General features: G+C 49.4%; 1 protein-coding gene. It reads right to left on the reverse strand.

Going from position 1 to position 21,949, the window contains the following annotated elements:
• Positions 1-125: 125 nt before the first annotated feature.
• Positions 126-21,935 (reverse strand): filamentous hemagglutinin N-terminal domain-containing protein, encoded by a 21,810-nt coding sequence (locus ACJJIT_RS18165; protein ID WP_444899252.1) that lies wholly within the window; start codon positions 21,933-21,935, stop codon positions 126-128.
• Positions 21,936-21,949 lie beyond the last annotated feature (14 nt).

Raw genomic sequence — 21,949 nt, forward strand, 5'->3', positions numbered from 1 at the left:
CCTTTTTTCGTTGTGGCTTATTTAAATCTTCCCCACGAAAGTCCCCGAGATATTTCCGATACAAACGCCCATAAAAAAACCGGCCACTGGGGCCGGTTCGGTATTTTAAAGTCTTCTAGGGACCATCAGCCCCCTGAATTAATGGAGGCCAAGGTCTCCTGCTCACGGTAGTCGACAGTAACATCCTGGCTCTCTTCCAGCCTGGCATCGAATTCTGAATCTTCCTCATCGGTTCCAGAAAGTCCCGCTGCAGGTAACAACTCACCGGATCTCAAACGCATTTCTGGGGAATTTACCGCATCCACACCACTACTATAAGGTTTCACCGCACTGAAAATCGCCGGGTCAACCTGGGTGAAGTCCTCAACACCGTTTTGGATTGCGGAGCGCAATCCCTGGGATGCCTGAGCACCAGCGATAGACTGCAGCTCGTCACCCTTACTAGTGAAGTTCGGTACCTGCCCAATAAATTCCGGCTCGTAGTAGGAGACAGAAACAATGGCCACATTGGTAAGCGCATCCATACGCAACGGCACCAACTCGCTACCGATAATACTCCAGAGTTGAGTATCGGTACCCAGAGTGATATTGCCCGCTGTGATATGGGTATCACCATAGGATTCAGCGGTGAGCATACCAAAGCCCTCACTCGCCAACTGAACGTTACCGCGACCTGCATTGATTTCATCAATCAGTAGGTTGTCTTTCGCCAGTACCGTAATATCAACATCCGGCCCGGAAGTGGAGATAGCGAGGACATCGACATCAGATTCGATATTCACATCACCGCTAACCACCATATCCGCACGCTTGGCCTTGAGGCTACCGCCAATAGTACCTGTAGCACTGCTGAGCACATTAATATCGCCGTTGCCATCGTAACCGAGACGCATACCACTGCCAGCAAATCGCAAACCTACGCCGCTTTTGTTGAAACTGCCGGAATTAACACCGCCATTTTCAAAATCAAAAGCAAAGTCTGTTTCCAAAGTAAGATTACTGGAAGTGTTATCAAGGAACTCAAAGTCAGAGAAGCTAAAGTTGCCTACTTTGTTGCCAGAGGATTTCACCTGCCAGGTATCACCAGCAAGGTTGTACTGGAAGGAATCACTTCCGCTGCCACCAGAGAGTGCTACTGTGTCAGAGCTATTCTCATTCACTTCCACGTAGTCATCCCCCTCTCCCAGGGAAATACTATCGATGGTGGTTGCAGAGAGTATGACCGTGTCATTACCTGCACCGGTATCTATTGAAGCAAGCTCACCGCCATTTAAATTAAAAGTATCCTGGCCACTACCCGCATTTATCGCTTCAATACCGCTAAACACAAGCTTTTTGTTATTGCCGCTTACGGTACTCTGCGCATCGTTGATATCCCAAACCGCATCGATATTGGCCCCCTCGATAGTATCGTTTCCACTGCCCGCACTCAGGCTCTCCAGATCCGCAAAAGTAACCCCGGCAACTGTCATGCTGTTGAGGCTATCGAAGACATAGTTACTGCCGATGTCCTGGCCAATATATGTACCCACTCCCTGGACCATCTCAAGATTATCAAACAGAACAGTAAGGCCATTCACCCTGGCTTGAGCCGCTCCGTTTTCTAGGGAGCTGCCATTACTGGAAGATGTCCAGCTAGCGCCACTACCGGCTGCATTAACAGTGTCCTCACCCTCACCAGTATCCACACTTTCAAGCCCGGTAAAGAGAATACCCGCAGCAGTAATATCACCATTGGAAGCCAGAACAAATGTATCCTTGCCAGAGGTACCTACAAGATGGTCAGTACCTCCCTCACTGCTGACTTTAGTAATGCCTGTAAATGCTATTCCCGCAGTGGCGATTCCAGACTCAGTTAGGGCTAAGACATCATCAGCATCAGTACCGTATAACTGTGCATTATTAGTTTCTACATGATCAATACCGCTAAATTGAACACCATTCACCTCAAGGGCATTTGCAGTACCAGCTAACTGCCAACTTCCCGCATCGCTCTGAATCGTATCGCTATCTTCGTTACCACTTCCCGCAGAAACGCTGGCAACAGACGAGAACTCAATACCCCGCGCTTTGAGCGATTTCCCAGTTTTGGCCAGTTCGAAAGTGTCTGCCTGATTATTTGTTGATGCGTCCAGCGACACGTTGTCTGCATCAACCTGCTCAATGCCCTCAAAGCTCACACCTGCAACAGCAAGAGCACCGCGGCCTAATCCCAATACCCAGGTTTCTCCAGCTATATCACTTGTAGCCACAATAGTGTCTGAGCCTTCGCCTGCATCCACAGAATCAAGTTCCATAAATGTCATGTTGTCGACTCGCACTATGGCATCCGCTCCGGACTTACTTAAGGTGAAAGTGTCCGTATGTTCTCCACCCGCCAGCGTGCTGGTGCCGCCGCTGATGAACTCGGCGTTCTGGATGGTGATCGTGCCGTGCTCTACTTCATTCGCATTGTCGGTCAGGGTCCAACCTTGGCCCGCCTGGCCAATCACGGTGTCATCACCACCGGCGGCGGCGACCGTGCTGAGGCCGGCGAACTGCATATTGTCCACCTTCACCAACTGACCCTGGCTGCCGCCGTCGAGGAAGGTGTAGGTGTCAGCGAAGTCTCCCCCCATCAGGGTGCTGATGCCGCCGCTGATAAACTCGGCGTTCTGGATGGTGATCGCGCCGTGCTCTACTTCATTCGCATTGTCGGTCAGGGCCCAACCTTGGCCCGCCTGGCCAATCACGGTGTCATCACCACCGGCGGCGGCGACCGTGCTGAGGCCGGCGAACTGCATATTGTCCACCTTCACCAACTGACCCTGGCTGCCGCCGTCGAGGAAGGTGTAGGTGTCAGCGAAGTCTCCCCCCATCAGGGTGCTGATGCCGCCGCTGATAAACTCGGCGTTCTGGATGGTGATCGCGCCGTGCTCTACTTCATTCGCATTGTCGGTCAGGGCCCAACCTTGGCCCGCCTGGCCAATCACGGTGTCATCACCACCGGCGGCGGCGACCGTGCTGAGGCCGGCGAACTGCATATTGTCCACCTTCACCAACTGACCCTGGCTGCCGCCGTCGAGGAAGGTGTAGGTGTCAGCGAAGTCTCCCCCCATCAGGGTGCTGATGCCGCCGCTGATAAACTCGGCGTTCTGGATGGTGATCGTGCCGTGCTCTACTTCATTCGCATTGTCGGTCAGGGCCCAACCTTGGCCCGCTTGACCGATCACGGTGTCATCACCACCGGCGGCGGCGACCGTGCTGAGGCCGGCGAACTGCATATTGTCCACCTTCACCAACTGACCCTGGCTGCCGCCGTCGAGGAAGGTGTAGGTGTCAGCGAAGTCTCCCCCCATCAGGGTGCTGATGCCGCCGCTGATAAACTCGGCGTTCTGGATGGTGATCGCGCCGTGCTCTACTTCATTCGCATTGTCGGTCAGGGCCCAACCTTGGCCCGCTTGACCGATCACGGTGTCATCACCACCGGCGGCGGCGACCGTGCTGAGGCCGGCGAACTGCATATTGTCCACCTTCACCAACTGACCCTGGCTGCCGCCGTCGAGGAAGGTGTAGGTGTCAGCGAAGTCTCCCCCCATCAGGGTGCTGATGCCGCCGCTGATAAACTCGGCGTTCTGGATGGTGATCGCGCCGTGCTCTACTTCATTCGCATTGTCGGTCAGGGCCCAACCTTGGCCCGCCTGGCCAATCACGGTGTCATCACCACCGGCGGCGGCGACCGTGCTGAGGCCGGCGAACTGCATATTGTCCACCTTCACCAACTGACCCTGGCTGCCGCCGTCGAGGAAGGTGTAGGTGTCAGCGAAGTCTCCCCCCATCAGGGTGCTGATGCCGCCGCTGATAAACTCGGCGTTCTGGATGGTGATCGCGCCGTGCTCTACTTCATTCGCATTGTCGGTCAGGGCCCAACCTTGGCCCGCCTGGCCAATCACGGTGTCATCACCACCGGCGGCGGCGACCGTGCTGAGGCCGGCGAACTGCATATTGTCCACCTTCACCAACTGACCCTGGCTGCCGCCGTCGAGGAAGGTGTAGGTGTCAGCGAAGTCTCCCCCCATCAGGGTGCTGATGCCGCCGCTGATAAACTCGGCGTTCTGGATGGTGATCGCGCCGTGCTCTACTTCATTCTCATTGTCGGTCAGGGCCCAACCTTGGCCCGCCTGGCCAATCACGGTGTCATCACCACCGGCGGCGGCGACCGTGCTGAGGCCGGCGAACTGCATATTGTCCACCTTCACCAACTGACCCTGGCTGCCGCCGTCGAGGAAGGTGTAGGTGTCAGCGAAGTCTCCCCCCATCAGGGTGCTGATGCCGCCGCTGATAAACTCGGCGTTCTGGATGGTGATCGCGCCGTGCTCTACTTCATTCGCATTGTCGGTCAGGGCCCAACCTTGGCCCGCCTGGCCAATCACGGTGTCATCACCACCGGCGGCGGCGACCGTGCTGAGGCCGGCGAACTGCATATTGTCCACCTTCACCAACTGACCCTGGCTGCCGCCGTCGAGGAAGGTGTAGGTGTCAGCGAAGTCTCCCCCCATCAGGGTGCTGATGCCGCCGCTGATAAACTCGGCGTTCTGGATGGTGATCGTGCCGTGCTCTACTTCATTCGCATTGTCGGTCAGGGCCCAACCTTGGCCCGCTTGACCGATCACGGTGTCATCACCACCGGCGGCGGCGACCGTGCTGAGGCCGGCGAACTGCATATTGTCCACCTTCACCAACTGACCCTGGCTGCCGCCGTCGAGGAAGGTGTAGGTGTCAGCGAAGTCTCCCCCCATCAGGGTGCTGATGCCGCCGCTGATAAACTCGGCGTTCTGGATGGTGATCGCGCCGTGCTCTACTTCATTCGCATTGTCGGTCAGGGCCCAACCTTGGCCCGCCTGGCCAATCACGGTGTCATCACCACCGGCGGCGGCGACCGTGCTGAGGCCGGCGAACTGCATATTGTCCACCTTCACCAACTGACCCTGGCTGCCGCCGTCGAGGAAGGTGTAGGTGTCAGCGAAGTCTCCCCCCATCAGGGTGCTGATGCCGCCGCTGATAAACTCGGCGTTCTGGATGGTGATCGCGCCGTGCTCTACTTCATTCGCATTGTCGGTCAGGGCCCAACCTTGGCCCGCCTGGCCAATCACGGTGTCATCACCACCGGCGGCGGCGACCGTGCTGAGGCCGGCGAACTGCATATTGTCCACCTTCACCAACTGACCCTGGCTGCCGCCGTCGAGGAAGGTGTAGGTGTCAGCGAAGTCTCCCCCCATCAGGGTGCTGATGCCGCCGCTGATAAACTCGGCGTTCTGGATGGTGATCGCGCCGTGCTCTACTTCATTCGCATTGTCGGTCAGGGCCCAACCTTGGCCCGCCTGGCCAATCACGGTGTCATCACCACCGGCGGCGGCGACCGTGCTGAGGCCGGCGAACTGCATATTGTCCACCTTCACCAACTGACCCTGGCTGCCGCCGTCGAGGAAGGTGTAGGTGTCAGCGAAGTCTCCCCCCATCAGGGTGCTGATGCCGCCGCTGATAAACTCGGCGTTCTGGATGGTGATCGCGCCGTGCTCTACTTCATTCGCATTGTCGGTCAGGGCCCAACCTTGGCCCGCCTGGCCAATCACGGTGTCATCACCACCGGCGGCGGCGACCGTGCTGAGGCCGGCGAACTGCATATTGTCCACCTTCACCAACTGACCCTGGCTGCCGCCGTCGAGGAAGGTGTAGGTGTCAGCGAAGTCTCCCCCCATCAGGGTGCTGATGCCGCCGCTGATAAACTCGGCGTTCTGGATGGTGATTGTGCCGTGCTCTACTTCATTCTCATTGTCGGTCAGGGCCCAACCTTGGCCCGCCTGACCGATCACGGTGTCATCACCACCGGCGGCGGCGACCGTGCTGAGGCCGGCAAACTGCATATTGTCCACCTTCACCAACTGACCCTGGCTGCCGCCGTCGAGGAAGGTGTAGGTGTCAGCGAAGTCTCCCCCCATCAGGGTGCTGATGCCGCCGCTGATAAACTCGGCGTTCTGGATGGTGATCGCGCCGTGCTCTACTTCATTCGCATTGTCGGTCAGGGCCCAACCTTGGCCCGCCTGGCCAATCACGGTGTCATCACCACCGGCGGCGGCGACCGTGCTGAGGCCGGCGAACTGCATATTGTCCACCTTCACCAACTGACCCTGGCTGCCGCCGTCGAGGAAGGTGTAGGTGTCAGCGAAGTCTCCCCCCATCAGGGTGCTGATGCCGCCGCTGATAAACTCGGCGTTCTGGATGGTGATCGTGCCGTGCTCTACTTCATTCGCATTGTCGGTCAGGGCCCAACCTTGGCCCGCTTGACCGATCACGGTGTCATCACCACCGGCGGCGGCGACCGTGCTGAGGCCGGCGAACTGCATATTGTCCACCTTCACCAACTGACCCTGGCTGCCGCCGTCGAGGAAGGTGTAGGTGTCAGCGAAGTCTCCCCCCATCAGGGTGCTGATGCCGCCGCTGATAAACTCGGCGTTCTGGATGGTGATCGCGCCGTGCTCTACTTCATTCGCATTGTCGGTCAGGGCCCAACCTTGGCCCGCTTGACCGATCACGGTGTCATCACCACCGGCGGCGGCGACCGTGCTGAGGCCGGCGAACTGCATATTGTCCACCTTCACCAACTGACCCTGGCTGCCGCCGTCGAGGAAGGTGTAGGTGTCAGCGAAGTCTCCCCCCATCAGGGTGCTGATGCCGCCGCTGATAAACTCGGCGTTCTGGATGGTGATCGCGCCGTGCTCTACTTCATTCGCATTGTCGGTCAGGGCCCAACCTTGGCCCGCCTGGCCAATCACGGTGTCATCACCACCGGCGGCGGCGACCGTGCTGAGGCCGGCGAACTGCATATTGTCCACCTTCACCAACTGACCCTGGCTGCCGCCGTCGAGGAAGGTGTAGGTGTCAGCGAAGTCTCCCCCCATCAGGGTGCTGATGCCGCCGCTGATAAACTCGGCGTTCTGGATGGTGATCGCGCCGTGCTCTACTTCATTCGCATTGTCGGTCAGGGCCCAACCTTGGCCCGCCTGGCCAATCACGGTGTCATCACCACCGGCGGCGGCGACCGTGCTGAGGCCGGCGAACTGCATATTGTCCACCTTCACCAACTGACCCTGGCTGCCGCCGTCGAGGAAGGTGTAGGTGTCAGCGAAGTCTCCCCCCATCAGGGTGCTGATGCCGCCGCTGATAAACTCGGCGTTCTGGATGGTGATCGCGCCGTGCTCTACTTCATTCTCATTGTCGGTCAGGGCCCAACCTTGGCCCGCCTGGCCAATCACGGTGTCATCACCACCGGCGGCGGCGACCGTGCTGAGGCCGGCGAACTGCATATTGTCCACCTTCACCAACTGACCCTGGCTGCCGCCGTCGAGGAAGGTGTAGGTGTCAGCGAAGTCTCCCCCCATCAGGGTGCTGATGCCGCCGCTGATAAACTCGGCGTTCTGGATGGTGATCGCGCCGTGCTCTACTTCATTCGCATTGTCGGTCAGGGCCCAACCTTGGCCCGCCTGGCCAATCACGGTGTCATCACCACCGGCGGCGGCGACCGTGCTGAGGCCGGCGAACTGCATATTGTCCACCTTCACCAACTGACCCTGGCTGCCGCCGTCGAGGAAGGTGTAGGTGTCAGCGAAGTCTCCCCCCATCAGGGTGCTGATGCCGCCGCTGATAAACTCGGCGTTCTGGATGGTGATCGTGCCGTGCTCTACTTCATTCGCATTGTCGGTCAGGGCCCAACCTTGGCCCGCTTGACCGATCACGGTGTCATCACCACCGGCGGCGGCGACCGTGCTGAGGCCGGCGAACTGCATATTGTCCACCTTCACCAACTGACCCTGGCTGCCGCCGTCGAGGAAGGTGTAGGTGTCAGCAAAGCCTTCTTTGCCCGTCAGCGTGCTACCGCCTCCACTAATTAAATTCGCATTTTTTATAATAATTCCTGCATGACTTACTTCATTATCATTAGCAGTCAAAGCCCAGCCTAAATTTGAGTACCCTTCTAAACCTGCATTCTTTGCAATTAAGTAAGAGACATCAAAAAATGTAATGCCATTATTCGCCGCAGTGTTAGCGTTATTAATTATCCAGTTGTGGCCAAGTAAACCAGTTACAGTTCTTGCATAGCCATTTGTTTTAACACTTGTTACACCAGTGAAATTAAATTCATATCCAGGATTTTGCGAATCAGTATCAGATGAAACCAACCCATCCCCTAATACATAAAAATCTCCTTCTTGGGACGCCCCAATAACAATGCTACTGGAGATAATGTCACTGAGATTAACGAATTGGATCCCGTTGATTTTTCCATTTTCTAGATTTGCCTCATCGACGGATAAGGTGTCCTGGCCTCCCAATGCATCGACAATTGTCACCCCAGTAAAATCGATCGCTGAGGCAACAACAAGGTTGTCATTTCCGTTTTCAATTATGCTGAAAGCATCAACATTATCGGTGCCATAGAGAGTTGTCGTGTAAGCGTCTTCAATATCCTGGAAAAGTAACCCCTGAGAGTAAAGACGTAACTCTCCAGCAATACCTGTTAGCTCCAGACCATTAGAGTAATTTTCGGCATCTACATAATCATCGCCGCCCAAAGCATTGACAGACTCAAGACCAGTAAACGTTAAGCCATTAACCTGTAGCTCAGCACTGTCATTAAAAGTAAATATTTCTTTATCATTGGTGCCTAGTAAAATATCCGATGTATTAACACCAGCATGTGCTCCGGCTTCCACTCGGGTAAGCCCATTAAAGTGCATTCCATCAACTTGGATCGCCGTTGTGCTATCAGCATTTTTTACAATTTGGTAGCTATCATTGCTATTAGACGCACCCTGCAGTATTCCATTGCCGCCACTGAGTATATCAGCATCGTTGATAATGACATCGGCATGCTCTACCTGGTTATCACTTGTTGTGAGCGCCCAGTTTCTATTGTTAACACTACTGTTAATCGTGTCTGTAAAAGAGCTTGAGTCCCCAGCGCTTAAAATATCAATACCGGTAAAGGCCATGCCTTTAGTATCAATCTGGGTCTTTTGCTGTCCATTATCTGTGTAAGCAGAAAGCGTAAAGATTTCATCTTGGTCATTTCTACCAACCAGCTCACCAATATCTGCCTGGATAGTTTCTACATTACTGAAGGCAATGTTGTAGCCTGTGACCTCTTTATTTCCGGATCCCAAAATCCACTGGCTGCCGGTTTGCCCAGTACCGTCAATAATATTGTCTGTACCCGCACCGGTATTGAGGCTTGAGATACCGGTAAAGGCTATCTCATTGGCCTTGAAGGCCTTGTCTCCAGTAATTTCGATCGTATCGTCCGAATCTGAGCCGACAAGGTTTTCACCACCAGTACCCGCTACCTCAATCTGTTTAAATAAGATATTGCTGGTAATCAGTTCTTTTGCGATTCCGGTGAGTGCAACCGTTTCTCCAGCCTTTGCATTCACGGTGTCGGCAATATTAGTATCGTTGCCGGCTAATACAGAGCTCACATCCGAGAACTGGATGCCTTTGCTGCGCAGCTTATTATCACCCTCTACGGTGAAGGTGTCTGCACCCGTGGTGCCGGTTAAAATTCCTGTATTAGTAACCGCATCAATGCCGCTGAAGTTGATGTCATAGCTGCTACCATTAGGATCGATGGTTACACCAAAGGCATTATTACCTTGAAGAGTAACTGCACCGGTTGCATCTACCGTGTCCGTATAATTAGTATCATCCGTATTCGCATTCACATTGCGAATACCTTTAAAGATCATGGAGTCAACGGTGATATCGCCTGTCAGGGAAAGCTGATAGCTATCTCCGTTATCAGCGGCACCAACGAGGGTGTTATTACCACCCGTCAGACTACGCATTCCTGCAAAAGTAATGCCTGAGTGCTTAACTTCATTATCCGCAGAAACGAGTTCCCACTGGTCGCTGGTCTCAGAGGTAACAGCTCCACTAGAGCCAGTATCAACAATACGATCAACACCGGAGAAGGTGATCGCTTTAGCGAAAACTTTGTTGGTATCTTTTACTGTATAAGCGATATCCGCACCCAGCAGATTACTCGCTACCGCTTCATTAATACCGGATATCGTAATATCGATAATATTGCCATCGGTAAAATCTGCTTTTACCTTGTTGTCATCTAGCAAAAGAAGATTGCCACTAATAGCACTGGCATCTAGTGACGCAGTACCGTTCCCCTCAATTGTGGTAAATCCAGTAAAGCGAATAGCATCAGCATCAATACGTCCATCACTAGTCAGGGCAAATTCATTATCATCGTTCTTACTTTCCAGTGTGCCCTGATTATCTGAAGCGGTGACTTTTTCTATATTGGTAAAGGTAATTCCGCTGCTTGTGGCTTCTTTATCTGTATTCGAGAGACTCCATGTACTGTTGGCTACAAGCGTACTAACGGTGTCAGTGCCCTCGCCGGTATCAATCGTTTTATTGAAGCCAGTAAAGTCGATATTATTAGCCGTGAGCTTGTCAGCGGTACTGGCTATGATAAAGCTGTCATCTATAGCCGATCCGACAATCTTGCCGTTCGAGTTGTTAATAAAGGCGACCTGTTCAATATCTTTGAACAGGATATTGGCATTGCGCAGCTCTTCTTGATTTCCGGTGAGATTTACATCAGTTTCTGTATTCAGTTGATCAGAAATTCCATCATTACTTGTGCCTCCGGCATTAACTTCTTCAATACCGGTGAAGCTGATACCGTAAGTATGTAATTCGCCACTAAGGAAACCAAACGTATCGGCCTCGTCGGTACCGATCAAAATATCTGTTGTGTTAACACCAGCATGTGCTCCGGCTTCCACTCGGGTAAGCCCATTAAAGTGCATCCCATCAACTTGGATCGCCGTTGTGCTATCAGCATTTTTTACAATTTGGTAGCTATCATTGCTATTGGACGCACCCTGCAGTATTCCATTGCCGCCACTGAGTATATCAGCATCGTTGATAATGACATCGGCATGCTCTACCTGGTTATCACTTGTTGTGAGCGCCCAGTTTCTATTGTTAACACTACTGTTAATCGTGTCTGTAAAAGAGCTTGAGTCCCCAGCGCTTAAAATATCAATACCGGTAAAGGCCATGCCTTTAGTATCAATCTGGGTCTTTTGCTGTCCATTATCTGTGTAAGCAGAAAGCGTAAAGATTTCATCTTGGTCATTTCTACCAACCAGCTCACCAATATCTGCCTGGATAGTTTCTACATTACTGAAGGCAATGTTGTAGCCTGTGACCTCTTTATTTCCGGATCCCAAAATCCACTGGCTGCCGGTTTGCCCAGTACCGTCAATAATACTGTCTGTACCCGCACCGGTATTGAGGCTTGAGATACCGGTAAAGGCTATCTCATTGGCCTTGAAGGCCTTGTCCCCAGTAATTTCGATCGTATCGTCCGAATCTGAGCCGACAAGGTTTTCACCACCAGTACCCGCTACCTCAATCTGTTTAAATAAGATATTGCTGGTAATCAGTTCTTTTGCGATTCCGGTGAGTGCAACCGTTTCTCCAGCCTTTGCATTCACGGTGTCGGCAATATTAGTATCGTTGCCGGCTAATACAGAGCTCACATCCGAGAACTGGATGCCTTTGCTGCGCAGCTTATTATCACCCTCTACGGTGAAGGTGTCTGCACCCGTGGTGCCGGTTAAAATTCCTGTATTAGTAACCGCATCAATGCCACTGAAGTTGATGTCATAGCTGCTACCATTAGGATCGATGGTTACACCAAAGGCATTATTACCTTGAAGAGTAACTGCACCGGTTGCATCTACCGTGTCCGTATAATTAGTATCATCCGTATTCGCATTCACATTGCGAATACCTTTAAAGATCATGGAGTCAACGGTGATATCGCCTGTCAGGGAAAGCTGATAGCTATCTCCGTTATCAGCGGCACCAACGAGGGTGTTATTACCACCCGTCAGACTACGCATTCCTGCAAAAGTAATGCCTGAGTGCTTAACTTCATTATCCGCAGAAACGAGTTCCCACTGGTCGCTGGTCTCAGAGGTAACAGCTCCACTAGAGCCAGTATCAACAATACGATCAACACCGGAGAAGGTGATCGCTTTAGCGAAAACTTTGTTGGTATCTTTTACTGTATAAGCGATATCCGCACCCAGCAGATTACTCGCTACCGCTTCATTAATACCGGATATCGTAATATCGATAATATTGCCATCGGTAAAATCTGCTTTTACCTTGTTGTCATCTAGCAAAAGAAGATTGCCACTAATAGCACTGGCATCTAGTGACGCAGTACCGTTCCCCTCAATTGTGGTAAATCCAGTAAAGCGAATAGCATCAGCATCAATACGTCCATCACTAGTCAGGGCAAATTCATTATCATCGTTCTTACTTTCCAGTGTGCCCTGATTATCTGAAGCGGTGACTTTTTCTATATTGGTAAAGGTAATTCCGCTGCTTGTGGCTTCTTTATCTGTATTCGAGAGACTCCATGTACTGTTGGCTACAAGCGTACTAACGGTGTCAGTGCCCTCGCCGGTATCAATCGTTTTATTGAAGCCAGTAAAGTCGATATTATTAGCCGTGAGCTTGTCAGCGGTACTGGCTATGATAAAGCTGTCATCTATAGCCGATCCGACAATCTTGCCGTTCGAGTTGTTAATAAAGGCGACCTGTTCAATATCTTTGAACAGGATATTGGCATTGCGCAGCTCTTCTTGATTTCCGGTGAGATTTACATCAGTTTCTGTATTCAGTTGATCAGAAATTCCATCATTACTTGTGCCTCCGGCATTAACTTCTTCAATACCGGTGAAGCTGATACCGTAAGTATGTAATTCGCCACTAAGGAAACCAAACGTATCGGCCTCGTCGGTACCGATCAAAATATCTGTTGTGTTAACACCAGCATGTGCTCCGGCTTCCACTCGGGTAAGCCCATTAAAGTGCATCCCATCAACTTGGATCGCCGTTGTGCTATCAGCATTTTTTACAATTTGGTAGCTATCATTGCTATTGGACGCACCCTGCAGTATTCCATTGCCGCCACTGAGTATATCAGCATCGTTGATAATGACATCGGCATGCTCTACCTGGTTATCACTTGTTGTGAGCGCCCAGTTTCTATTGTTAACACTACTGTTAATCGTGTCTGTAAAAGAGCTTGAGTCCCCAGCGCTTAAAATATCAATACCGGTAAAGGCCATGCCTTTAGTATCAATCTGGGTCTTTTGCTGTCCATTATCTGTGTAAGCAGAAAGCGTAAAGATTTCATCTTGGTCATTTCTACCAACCAGCTCACCAATATCTGCCTGGATAGTTTCTACATTACTGAAGGCAATGTTGTAGCCTGTGACCTCTTTATTTCCGGATCCCAAAATCCACTGGCTGCCGGTTTGCCCAGTACCGTCAATAATATTGTCTGTACCCGCACCGGTATTGAGGCTTGAGATACCGGTAAAGGCTATCTCATTGGCCTTGAAGGCCTTGTCTCCAGTAATTTCGATCGTATCGTCCGAATCTGAGCCGACAAGGTTTTCACCACCAGTACCCGCTACCTCAATCTGTTTAAATAAGATATTGCTGGTAATCAGTTCTTTTGCGATTCCGGTGAGTGCAACCGTTTCTCCAGCCTTTGCATTCACGGTGTCGGCAATATTAGTATCGTTGCCGGCTAATACAGAGCTCACATCCGAGAACTGGATGCCTTTGCTGCGCAGCTTATTATCACCCTCTACGGTGAAGGTGTCTGCACCCGTGGTGCCGGTTAAAATTCCTGTATTAGTAACCGCATCAATGCCACTGAAGTTGATGTCATAGCTGCTACCATTAGGATCGATGGTTACACCAAAGGCATTATTACCTTGAAGAGTAACTGCACCGGTTGCATCTACCGTGTCCGTATAATTAGTATCATCCGTATTCGCATTCACATTGCGAATACCTTTAAAGATCATGGAGTCAACGGTGATATCGCCTGTCAGGGAAAGCTGATAGCTATCTCCGTTATCAGCGGCACCAACGAGGGTGTTATTACCACCCGTCAGACTACGCATTCCTGCAAAAGTAATGCCTGAGTGCTTAACTTCATTATCCGCAGAAACGAGTTCCCACTGGTCGCTGGTCTCAGAGGTAACAGCTCCACTAGAGCCAGTATCAACAATACGATCAACACCGGAGAAGGTGATCGCTTTAGCGAAAACTTTGTTGGTATCTTTTACTGTATAAGCGATATCCGCACCCAGCAGATTACTCGCTACCGCTTCATTAATACCGGATATCGTAATATCGATAATATTGCCATCGGTAAAATCTGCTTTTACCTTGTTGTCATCTAGCAAAAGAAGATTGCCACTAATAGCACTGGCATCTAGTGACGCAGTACCGTTACCCTCAATTGTGGTAAACCCAGTAAAGCGAATAGTATCAGCATCAATACGTCCATCACTGGTCAGGGCAAATTCATTATCATCGTTCTTACTTTCCAGTGTGCCCTGATTATCTGAAGCGGTGACTTTTTCTATATTGGTAAAGGTAATTCCGCTGCTTGTGGCTTCTTTATCTGTATTCGAGAGACTCCATGTACTGTTGGCTACAAGCGTACTAACGGTGTCAGTGCCCTCGCCGGTATCAATCGTTTTATTGAAGCCAGTAAAGTCGATATTATTAGCCGTGAGCTTGTCAGCGGTACTGGCTATGATAAAGCTGTCATCTATAGCCGATCCGACAATCTTGCCGTTCGAGTTGTTAATAAAGGCGACCTGTTCAATATCTTTGAACAGGATATTGGCATTGCGCAGCTCTTCTTGATTTCCGGTGAGATTTACATCAGTTTCTGTATTCAGTTGATCAGAAATTCCATCATTACTTGTGCCTCCGGCATTAACTTCTTCAATACCGGTGAAGCTGATACCGTAAGTATGTAATTCGCCACTAAGGAAACCAAACGTATCGGCCTCGTCGGTACCGATCAAAATATCTGTTGTGTTAACACCAGCATGTGCTCCGGCTTCCACTCGGGTAAGCCCATTAAAGTGCATCCCATCAACTTGGATCGCCGTTGTGCTATCAGCATTTTTTACAATTTGGTAGCTATCATTGCTATTGGACGCACCCTGCAGTATTCCATTGCCGCCACTGAGTATATCAGCATCGTTGATAATGACATCGGCATGCTCTACCTGGTTATCACTTGTTGTGAGCGCCCAGTTTCTATTGTTAACACTACTGTTAATCGTGTCTGTAAAAGAGCTTGAGTCCCCAGCGCTTAAAATATCAATACCGGTAAAGGCCATGCCTTTAGTATCAATCTGGGTCTTTTGCTGTCCATTATCTGTGTAAGCAGAAAGCGTAAAGATTTCATCTTGGTCATTTCTACCAACCAGCTCACCAATATCTGCCTGGATAGTTTCTACATTACTGAAGGCAATGTTGTAGCCTGTGACCTCTTTATTTCCGGATCCCAAAATCCACTGGCTGCCGGTTTGCCCAGTACCGTCAATAATACTGTCTGTACCCGCACCGGTATTGAGGCTTGAGATACCGGTAAAGGCTATCTCATTGGCCTTGAAGGCCTTGTCCCCAGTAATTTCGATCGTATCGTCCGAATCTGAGCCGACAAGGTTTTCACCACCAGTACCCGCTACCTCAATCTGTTTAAATAAGATATTGCTGGTAATCAGTTCTTTTGCGATTCCGGTGAGTGCAACCGTTTCTCCAGCCTTTGCATTCACGGTGTCGGCAATATTAGTATCGTTGCCGGCTAATACAGAGCTCACATCCGAGAACTGGATGCCTTTGCTGCGCAGCTTATTATCACCCTCTACGGTGAAGGTGTCTGCACCCGTGGTGCCGGTTAAAATTCCTGTATTAGTAACCGCATCAATGCCACTGAAGTTGATGTCATAGCTGCTACCATTAGGATCGATGGTTACACCAAAGGCATTATTACCTTGAAGAGTAACTGCACCGGTTGCATCTACCGTGTCCGTATAATTAGTATCATCCGTATTCGCATTCACATTGCGAATACCTTTAAAGATCATGGAGTCAACGGTGATATCGCCTGTCAGGGAAAGCTGATAGCTATCTCCGTTATCAGCGGCACCAACGAGGGTGTTATTACCACCCGTCAGACTACGCATTCCTGCAAAAGTAATGCCTGAGTGCTTAACTTCATTATCCGCAGAAACGAGTTCCCACTGGTCGCTGGTCTCAGAGGTAACAGCTCCACTAGAGCCAGTATCAACAATACGATCAACACCGGAGAAGGTGATCGCTTTAGCGAAAACTTTGTTGGTATCTTTTACTGTATAAGCGATATCCGCACCCAGCAGATTACTCGCTACCGCTTCATTAATACCGGATATCGTAATATCGATAATATTGCCATCGGTAAAATCTGCTTTTACCTTGTTGTCATCTAGCAAAAGAAGATTGCCACTAATAGCACTGGCATCTAGTGACGCAGTACCGTTACCCTCAATTGTGGTAAACCCAGTAAAGCGAATAGTATCAGCATCAATACGTCCATCACTGGTCAGGGCAAATTCATTATCATCGTTCTTACTTTCCAGTGTGCCCTGATTATCTGAAGCGGTGACTTTTTCTATATTGGTAAAGGTAATTCCGCTGCTTGTGGCTTCTTTATCTGTATTCGAGAGACTCCATGTACTGTTGGCTACAAGCGTACTAACGGTGTCAGTGCCCTCGCCGGTATCAATCGTTTTATTGAAGCCAGTAAAGTCGATATTATTAGCCGTGAGCTTGTCAGCGGTACTGGCTATGATAAAGCTGTCATCTATAGCCGATCCGACAATCTTGCCGTTCGAGTTGTTAATAAAGGCGACCTGTTCAATATCTTTGAACAGGATATTGGCATTGCGCAGCTCTTCTTGATTTCCGGTGAGATTTACATCAGTTTCTGTATTCAGTTGATCAGAAATTCCATCATTACTTGTGCCTCCGGCATTAACTTCTTCAATACCGGTGAAGCTGATACCGTAAGTATGTAATTCGCCACTAAGGAAACCAAACGTATCGGCCTCGTCGGTACCGATCAAAATATCTGTTGTGTTAACACCAGCATGTGCTCCGGCTTCCACTCGGGTAAGCCCATTAAAGTGCATCCCATCAACTTGGATCGCCGTTGTGCTATCAGCATTTTTTACAATTTGGTAGCTATCATTGCTATTGGACGCACCCTGCAGTATTCCATTGCCGCCACTGAGTATATCAGCATCGTTGATAATGACATCGGCATGCTCTACCTGGTTATCACTTGTTGTGAGCGCCCAGTTTCTATTGTTAACACTACTGTTAATCGTGTCTGTAAAAGAGCTTGAGTCCCCAGCGCTTAAAATATCAATACCGGTAAAGGCCATGCCTTTAGTATCAATCTGGGTCTTTTGCTGTCCATTATCTGTGTAAGCAGAAAGCGTAAAGATTTCATCTTGGTCATTTCTACCAACCAGCTCACCAATATCTGCCTGGATAGTTTCTACATTACTGAAGGCAATGTTGTAGCCTGTGACCTCTTTATTTCCGGATCCCAAAATCCACTGGCTGCCGGTTTGCCCAGTACCGTCAATAATACTGTCTGTACCCGCACCGGTATTGAGGCTTGAGATACCGGTAAAGGCTATCTCATTGGCCTTGAAGGCCTTGTCCCCAGTAATTTCGATCGTATCGTCCGAATCTGAGCCGACAAGGTTTTCACCACCAGTACCCGCTACCTCAATCTGTTTAAATAAGATATTGCTGGTAATCAGTTCTTTTGCGATTCCGGTGAGTGCAACCGTTTCTCCAGCCTTTGCATTCACGGTGTCGGCAATATTAGTATCGTTGCCGGCTAATACAGAGCTCACATCCGAGAACTGGATGCCTTTGCTGCGCAGCTTATTATCACCCTCTACGGTGAAGGTGTCTGCACCCGTGGTGCCGGTTAAAATTCCTGTATTAGTAACCGCATCAATGCCACTGAAGTTGATGTCATAGCTGCTACCATTAGGATCGATGGTTACACCAAAGGCATTATTACCTTGAAGAGTAACTGCACCGGTTGCATCTACCGTGTCCGTATAATTAGTATCATCCGTATTCGCATTCACATTGCGAATACCTTTAAAGATCATGGAGTCAACGGTGATATCGCCTGTCAGGGAAAGCTGATAGCTATCTCCGTTATCAGCGGCACCAACGAGGGTGTTATTACCACCCGTCAGACTACGCATTCCTGCAAAAGTAATGCCTGAGTGCTTAACTTCATTATCCGCAGAAACGAGTTCCCACTGGTCGCTGGTCTCAGAGGTAACAGCTCCACTAGAGCCAGTATCAACAATACGATCAACACCGGAGAAGGTGATCGCTTTAGCGAAAACTTTGTTGGTATCTTTTACTGTATAAGCGATATCCGCACCCAGCAGATTACTCGCTACCGCTTCATTAATACCGGATATCGTAATATCGATAATATTGCCATCGGTAAAATCTGCTTTTACCTTGTTGTCATCTAGCAAAAGAAGATTGCCACTAATAGCACTGGCATCTAGTGACGCAGTACCGTTACCCTCAATTGTGGTAAACCCAGTAAAGCGAATAGTATCAGCATCAATACGTCCATCACTGGTCAGGGCAAATTCATTATCATCGTTCTTACTTTCCAGTGTGCCCTGATTATCTGAAGCGGTGACTTTTTCTATATTGGTAAAGGTAATTCCGCTGCTTGTGGCTTCTTTATCTGTATTCGAGAGACTCCATGTACTGTTGGCTACAAGCGTACTAACGGTGTCAGTGCCCTCGCCGGTATCAATCGTTTTATTGAAGCCAGTAAAGTCGATATTATTAGCCGTGAGCTTGTCACCGGTACTGGCTATGATAAAGCTGTCATCTATAGCCGATCCGACAATCTTGCCGTTCGAGTTGTTAATAAAGGCGACCTGTTCAATATCTTTGAACAGGATATTGGCATTGCGCAGCTCTTCTTGATTTCCGGTGAGATTTACATCAGTTTCTGTATTCAGTTGATCAGAAATGCCATCATTACTTGTGCCTCCAGCATTAACTTCTTCAATACCGGTGAAGCTAATACCGTAAGTATGTAATTCGCCACTAAGGAAACCAAACGTATCGGCCTCGTCGGTACCGATCAAAATATCTGTTGTATTAACACCAGCATGTGCTCCGGCTTCCACTCGGGTAAGCCCATTAAAGTGCATCCCATCAACTTGGATCGCCGTTGTGCTATCAGCATTTTTTACAATTTGGTAGCTATCATTGCTATTGGACGCACCCTGCAGTATTCCATTGCCGCCACTGAATATATCAGCATCGTTGATAATGACATCGGCATGCTCTACCTGATTATCACTCGCTGTGAGCGCCCAGTTTCTATTGTTAACACTACTGTTAATCGTGTCTGTAAAAGAGCTTGAGTCCCCAGCGCTTAAAATATCAATACCGGTAAAGGCCATGCCTTTAGTATCAATCTGGGTCTTTTGCTGTCCATTATCTGTGTAAGCAGAAAGCGTAAAGATTTCATCTTGGTCATTTCTACCAACCAGCTCACCAATATCTGCCTGGATAGTTTCTACATTACTGAAGGCAATGTTGTAGCCTGTGACCTCTTTATTTCCGGATCCCAAAATCCACTGACTGCCGGTTTGCCCAGTACCGTCAATAATACTGTCTGTACCCGCACCGGTATTAAGAGTTTCGATGCTAGAAAAGGACAATTTTAGATGATTTACATTGGTCTCATCAGGGTTTGTTGAGGTTGATACCAGATCAAATGCATTATTCCCAGTGATGAATACTTCATCTTGCCAATCACTAAGAACAAATATATCAGAACCACTGCCACCTAAAACGTTGAAAGTAGCTTGCGATGCACCATCAAAATAAATCTTACCAAGATAATTAGTTGAGCCCTCACCTTTTTGACCAACCTTTAATTCGAAGCTACCCCCTTCAAAAGCACCCTGATCATCTAAAGTATCTGAAAAATTTATCTTGCCGTAATTATTAAAAGAGCCACCAGCAGATAAATTAATCTTATTAGCAACTATTTCTGCTGCCTTATCTCCATCCAGATTATTTTCGATATCCCCTTGAGCTATAATCTGAATGTTCTCAGCAGTTATGGAACCAAAATAACTATCATTCAATACGGCCGATGCGGCATTAATGAAACTACCATCTGTTGCCACAGAAAAGTTTACTAGGCCTTGAATAGTTCCGTTATTAATTACATCTGTTTTGGCAAGGATAGAGAGGCTACCAGCTCCACCAGCATTTACAGTTGCATCTTGGTGTATCATTACTCCAGCATGGGAATCTAGAGTTAATGTAGTATTACTGCTCCAACTCAAGTTATTTCGAATACGTATTCCATAAGTAAAATCACCAGAATAACTTTCATTACCACTATTCCAAGCAGCATTTGCAGTATTATCGGAAGTTGTTTTTACAGTTACACTATTATTAGTTAAAGCGTCCTGTAATGTACCCACACTCATGCAGTTACTTATGCAATCAGGAACATCCTCTGAACTATCATCTAGGATATCGAACCAACCTGGATCTAATAGCCATTCTCCTGTAATTCCTTTGCCATGGCTTAATGTAGAAACATACATGCCATCTTCACCAAGGTTAAGATAAACCTTACCTGAAGTTTCGACAAAACCACCATCACCACCTTGCTTACCTGACTCGGCTAAAATAGTTCCGGCAAAATTCGTAGTGTGGTCGGCCCAAACAATAACCTCACCACCATCGCTTTCGCCTAAACCACTCGCGTCAATATGAGCATCTTCAGTGACTGTTGTTTTTTTGGCATTACGAATCCGGGAATTTTTTCCTTGATAATCTCCACCGATTAATGCTTCACCACCTGCCGCCGTGCCACGGGCATCTATGGTGCCGCTGACCAGCACTTCATCGCCGAGAACCATGGCCTGACCGCCCCGGCCAGCGCTACCACGAACATCAATCGCACCACTGTGTTCTGCAGTATCACCCTCGAGCACCACCTGACCGCCCGTGGAACCAGCGGCTTGTAACTCGCCACTATTGATGACACTGGAACCCGAACCAAATAAACGGATTTTGCCTCCGCTGGTGTCGATTCCCTGGGCTTTAATCGTGCCTTCGTTATTTACTGCAGCAGTAAATAAGTCACCAGATACACTCGCTTCCAGGAGAACCTGGGCACCATCGATATTACCTTTATTTAAAACAGCGCTATCAACACCGAGGTCGTTTTCCATCACCTCTTTAGTGACTTGCACACCGATCATGCCGTCGGCATCGAAGGTAAGGATCGCTTCATCTGCAGCGGCCAAACTGACCAGCTCTGCACTAATCAGACCTGACGAGGCGTTGGTGACTTGTTTACCTACCAATACAGCACTGGCTGCATTGATAACACCTTTGTTGACAACAAAGCCCGCGGAGCCGTCCTCCCCCTTAAAGGTAAAGTCGCCATTCATAAAATCCTCTGGGCTCATATCGAGCCCAGAGGCGGTAATGGCACCAACATTAATAGTGGCACTTTCGGTAAAGAGTACCCCGCGCGGGTTTACTAGAATAACGTGGCCATTGGCTTCAATGGAGCCATGAATCGTACTAGCACTTTGATCCAAAATTCGGTTGAGTACGACTGAGGAGGTATTTGGCTGAAGAAACTTAACCAACTCTTCAGCACTTAGATTAAAAGAATCCCAATCTATCGAGAGCAGATCGGTATTTTGATCGATTGTGGTGGTCGTACCATTCACATCGATTGTGCCACTACCACCGGTTACCACACCGCCTTCCGGGCCTGCATGCGTCAGAGGGCTTAGTAAGCCTGCAAACATGCCAGCATACGCTAAGCGGGATACCTTGATTGCAGAAGTCAGTTTTTTCAGTTCAAGAGTATTTTTTTTGGCTTTCATACCGGTACCTTGCA

This window comes from Microbulbifer mixtoriginis (SeqCode) (assembly GCF_052467515.1).